The organism is Methylobacterium sp. J-048 (genome assembly GCF_022829515.1).
Classification (GTDB): domain Bacteria; phylum Pseudomonadota; class Alphaproteobacteria; order Rhizobiales; family Beijerinckiaceae; genus Methylobacterium.
This window is the reverse complement of record NZ_JAKSYL010000164.1, coordinates 1-4,707: the sequence shown is the minus strand read 5'-3', so window position 1 is coordinate 4,707 and position 4,707 is coordinate 1. Positions and strand designations below refer to the sequence as shown.

The following is a 4,707-nucleotide window of genomic DNA, read 5'->3' as shown; positions in this document are numbered from 1 at the left end:
GGCCCGCTGCAACGTCGTCGGCGCCATCGGCATCGTCGAGAACATGCCGGACGGCGGCTCCTACCGCCCCTCCGACATCATCACCTCCATGTCCGGCCAGACCATCGAGGTGATCAACACCGACGCGGAAGGCCGCCTCGTGCTGGCCGACGTGATCACGCACATCGTCCGCAGCGCCAAGCCGAAGGCGATCGTCGATCTCGCGACCCTGACCGGGGCGATCATCGTGGCGCTCGGCCAGGACATCGCCGGCATGTTCTCCAACGACGACGGGCTCGCCGCCAACATCAACGCGGCCGGCGAAGCGACCGGCGAGAAGGTCTGGCGGATGCCGCTGATCCCCGCCTACGACAAGGCGATCGACTCCAAGTTCGCCGACATGAAGAACACCGGCGGCCGCCACGGCGGTGCCGCCACCGCGGCCTCGTTCATCAAGCGGTACGTCGAGGAGGTGCCGTGGGCGCATCTCGACATCGCGGGCGTGGCGATGTCGTCGAACGCCAGCGAGATCAACCGCTCCTGGGGCGCCGGCTGGGGCGTGCGCCTGCTCGACCGGCTGGTGCGGGACCATTACGAGGCGCGGTGAGGCGTCCCGCGGGCGCGACGATACCGCGCCCGCGGGACGCGGCAGGATCGGCTTAGGCCTGATCCAGGCTCTCCAACCCAACCCCCCTCATCCTGAGGTGGCGACGCGCAGCGGTGCCCTCGAAGGAGCCCTCCAGGAATCTGTAGCTGGCTGGAGGGCTCCTTCGAGGCTCGCTTCGCTCACGCCTCAGGATGAGGGGGTTGGGTTGGAGGACCACCGATCAAGCGTCGTGGAGCGGAGCCGTCGCACGTGACCGGACTCATGTGTCTGTGATGGCTTCAAAAAACGCCCTCCTTGCCGCGACCCCGATCCTGGCCATGCTCGCGGCGCTGGCGCTGGTGGCCGTCACCGGCCTCAGCCAGCGCTCGGGCGTGCCGGAGGCGTTCGAGCCCTGGATCTACGGCTATTTCATCGCCCGCTATCCGCTCTTCGCCTTCGCGCTGGTCTACGGGATCGCGCATCTCGTGACGGTGGCGGCGGGTCCTGGACCGGCCTCCGCGCTCCGTAGAATCCTGTTCGCGACGGCCGGCGCAGCGTCCCTCGCGCTGGTCGGGCTCTATCCGACTTTCGGCGGCCTGATCCTGCGCGGCGGGTTCGCCACCGGCGGGATGGCGTTCCTGACCCACCAGCCCCTGTGGCTGGCCTACGGGCTCGGCGCCGGCGTCGCGGCGGCAATCTTCGGCGGCATTCTCGGCCTGTTCGCGATCGCCGCCAGCCGGCCCCTGCGCCCGAGCCTCCGGCGAATCGGAGCTGGCCTGCTGGCCTTCCTGGCCCTCTGGTTCGGCGCCTGCGTGATCGGGCTGTCCGGGGATCTCGGCCTCGGATCCTGGCCGCTTCGGGCCTTCCGCCCCGCGGAAGCCGGCCTTGCCGCGCTGCTGCTGATCATCGCGGCCCTGCCGCACGCCGCGCTCACGACAGTGAGCCGGCTTCGTCCAGGCGCCTGAAAGCACCGCCTTGCTAGTGGTCGCCCCTTCGCCCAAAGTCGGGCGGTTCTGCGTAGGGACGGGATTCGGCCAGTGAGAGCCGTGCCCGCGGGAGACGACGCGATGCGGGAGGCCAGCGTGATCGATCAGGGTACGGCGGCACGCCGGCTCGGATCCGAGGCGGATCCCGCCTTCGCGACTCTGTCGCCGCGCCCGTGGCTCGCCTCCTACCCGCCCGGGATTCCGGCCGAGATCGACGTGGAGACTCTCGGTACCCTGGTCGACCTGTTCGAGACCAGCGTCACCGCCTTCGCCGACCGCCCGGCGATGCTGTGCTTCGGCTCGACCATGACCTATGCGAGCATGGGCAAGCAGGCGCGCGCACTCGCCGCCTGGCTGCGCGCACAGGGCCTCGCCAAGGGCGACCGCGTCGCGATCATGCTGCCGAACGTGCCGGCCTACGCGGTGGCACTGTTCGGCGTGCTCTCGGCCGGCGGGACGGTGGTCAACGTCAACCCGCTCTACACGCCCCGGGAATTTTCTCAGCAGATCAACGATTCGGGCGCCCGCTTCCTGATCGTGCTGGAGAATTTCGGCCCGACCGTCGCGGGGGCGCTGGCCGATGTCGCGCTGGAGCGCGTCCTCTTGGTCGGCCCGGGCGACGGGCTCGGGCTGAAGGGCCACGTGATCAACCTCGCCAGCCGCCACGTGCGCAAGGCCGTGCCGCCGTTCCAGTTGCCAGATGGATTGGCGCTGCCGTTCACGACGGCTTTGCGCCGGGGCAGCGGCATGCCGCACGTCTCCGTGCCGGTCGGTCCGGAGGATCTGGCGTTCCTGCAATATACCGGCGGCACCACGGGCGTCGCCAAGGCGGCGATGCTGAGCCACCGCAACGTCATGGCCAATGTCGAGCAGTCGCAGCTGTTCTTCAATTCGAAGGATCCGAGCATCCTGCGCTGCGCCGTCACGGCGCTGCCGCTCTATCATATCTTCGCGCTGACGGCCTGCTTCTTCCAGTTCATGCGCAACGGCGGATCGTGCCTGCTGATCCCCAATCCGCGCGACTGCGACGGCATGGTGAAGACCTTGAGCCGCCACCGGTTCACGCACCTGATGGGCGTGAACACGCTGTTCAACGTGCTGATCAACCACCCGAAGATCCACACGGTCGACTTCTCCCACCTCGATTTCGTCGTCGGCGGCGGGACGGCGGTCCAGCGGCCGGTGGCGGAGCGCTGGAAGGCGCTCACCGGCAACACGATCCTGGAAGGCTACGGCCTGTCGGAGACATCCCCGGTGGTGAGCGCCAACCCGCCAGGCATGAAGGAATTCTCCGGAACGATCGGCTTCCCGTTCCCGTCCACCGAGGTCTCGATCCGCGACGCCGCCGGCAAGCCGGTGCCGCGGGGCGAGCCCGGCGAGATCTGCGTGCGCGGCCCCCAGGTGATGCGCGGCTACTGGAACAAGCCGGAGGAGACCGCACGGGCGATGACGCCGGACGGCTTCTTCCGCACCGGCGACGTCGCCGTGATGGAGCCGGACGGCCAGATCAAGATCGTCGACCGGATGAAGGACATGATCCTCGTCTCCGGGTTCAACGTCTACCCGAACGAGGTCGAGGAGGTGCTGGCCGCCCATCCGGGGGTGCTGGAATGCGCCGTGGTCGGCGCGCCCAGCGAGGAGACCGGCGAGATGGTCGTGGCCCACGTGGTCATGAAGGATCCGGCCGTCTCGACCGACGCCCTGCGGGCGCATGCCCGCACCCAGCTCACCGGCTACAAGGTGCCCCGCCGGGTCGTGCTGCACGACGCGCTGCCCAAGACCAATGTCGGCAAGGTGCTGCGCCGGGTCCTGCGCGACGAGACGCCCCACGGCTGAGCCGGATTCGTCCGCGACGCATCGTCATCACGCCTACGTGTAACCGCCTATCTCCGATCGCCGAATGGTGAGGCTGCGGCGGTTGCACCCCTGTCGGTACCGACCGATCTGTGGGCTGTTCGCGCGGGACAGGCGAGGAGAAGCGATGTTGATCCGGAGCAGGCGCGGGTGGGAGATCCCGGAGAGTCAGGCCACGCCCGAGGCCGTCTTCCTGAACCGGCGGGCATTGATCGGTGCCGCCGCCGGGCTGGCTGCCGGCTCCGTGATGGGCGGCCGTTCCGCCTTCGCCGCCCCCGGTGACGCGTCGCTCTATCCAGCGCCGCGCAACCCCGCCTACACCCTCGACCGGCCGCTGACCCCGGAGCGGTTCAGCGCCGACTACAACAACTTCTACGAATTCGGCACGTCCAAGACGGTGCTGCCGGCTGCGAACGCACTCAAGACGCAGCCCTGGACCGTGAAGATCGACGGCCTCGTGGAGAAGCCGTTCGAGATCGGCGTCGACGACCTGATCCGGAAAGTCGGCCTCGAGGAGCGGTTCTACCGCCACCGCTGCGTCGAGGCGTGGTCCATGTCGGTGCCGTGGACGGGATTCCCGCTGTCCAAGCTGGTGGCGCTCGCCAAGCCGACTTCGGGCGCGAAGTACATCCGCTTCGAGACCTTCATGGACAAGGCGATGGCGCCGGGCCAGCGCGCGTTCTTCTATCCCTGGCCCTACACCGAGGGGCTGACCCTGGCCGAGGCCGGCAACGACCTCGCCTTCGTGGTGACCGGTGTCTACGGCAAGCCGCTGCCCAACCAGTTCGGCGCGCCGATCCGCGTCGCGGTGCCGTGGAAATACGGGTTCAAGTCGGCGAAGTCGCTGGTGAAGATCTCGTTCACCGCCGACCGCCCAAAGACCTTCTGGGAGGGGCTGCAGGCCTCGGAGTACGGCTTCTGGGCCAACGTGAACCCGGCGGTGTCGCACCCGCGCTGGAGCCAGGCGTCCGAGCGCGTGCTGGGCACCGACGAGCGGGTGCCGACGCTGATCTACAACGGCTACGGCGAGCAGGTCGCGGGGCTGTACAAGGGCTTGGAGGGCGAGCGGCTGTTCGTCTGACCAAACCACGGGATCCCAAAGGGCCTGCGGCCCTTTGGCGGGGTTCGGGGGCGGAGCCCCTGAAAGATCTGCAGGGCTCTGCCCTGCACCCGCAAAAGGTCGAAGACCTTTTGAAACCGGACCTTTCGCGGACAGCGGTCGGTCAGTAGGTCCAGCGCTGGGCCTTGGAGACCAGGAAGTCGCGGAACGCCTGCACCCGGGCGACCGAGCGCATCTCCTCG

At 68.7% G+C, this 4,707-nt stretch carries 4 protein-coding genes; all 4 read left to right on the top strand.

The window, feature by feature from the left end; genetic code table 11:
* Window positions 1-586, top strand: a 586-nt coding sequence (locus tag MKL09_RS16525) for a leucyl aminopeptidase family protein (RefSeq protein ID WP_409566939.1), incomplete at its 5' end; no start/stop codon positions are given.
* A gap of 272 nt (window positions 587-858) precedes the next feature.
* Window positions 859-1,530: a hypothetical protein gene (locus tag MKL09_RS16520; RefSeq protein WP_244021870.1), complete on the top strand. Its 672-nt coding sequence runs from the start codon at window positions 859-861 to the stop codon at window positions 1,528-1,530.
* A 102-nt stretch (window positions 1,531-1,632) separates the two neighbouring features.
* Entirely contained in the window at window positions 1,633-3,387 is a 1,755-nt protein-coding gene (locus tag MKL09_RS16515; protein ID WP_244021868.1) for an AMP-binding protein, read from the top strand.
* 145 nt (window positions 3,388-3,532) lie between these two features.
* On the top strand, window positions 3,533-4,486 hold the full coding sequence (msrP, locus tag MKL09_RS16510; RefSeq protein ID WP_244021866.1) for a protein-methionine-sulfoxide reductase catalytic subunit MsrP: 954 nt from the start codon (window positions 3,533-3,535) through the stop codon (window positions 4,484-4,486).
* The last annotated feature ends 221 nt before the right edge of the window (window positions 4,487-4,707 follow it).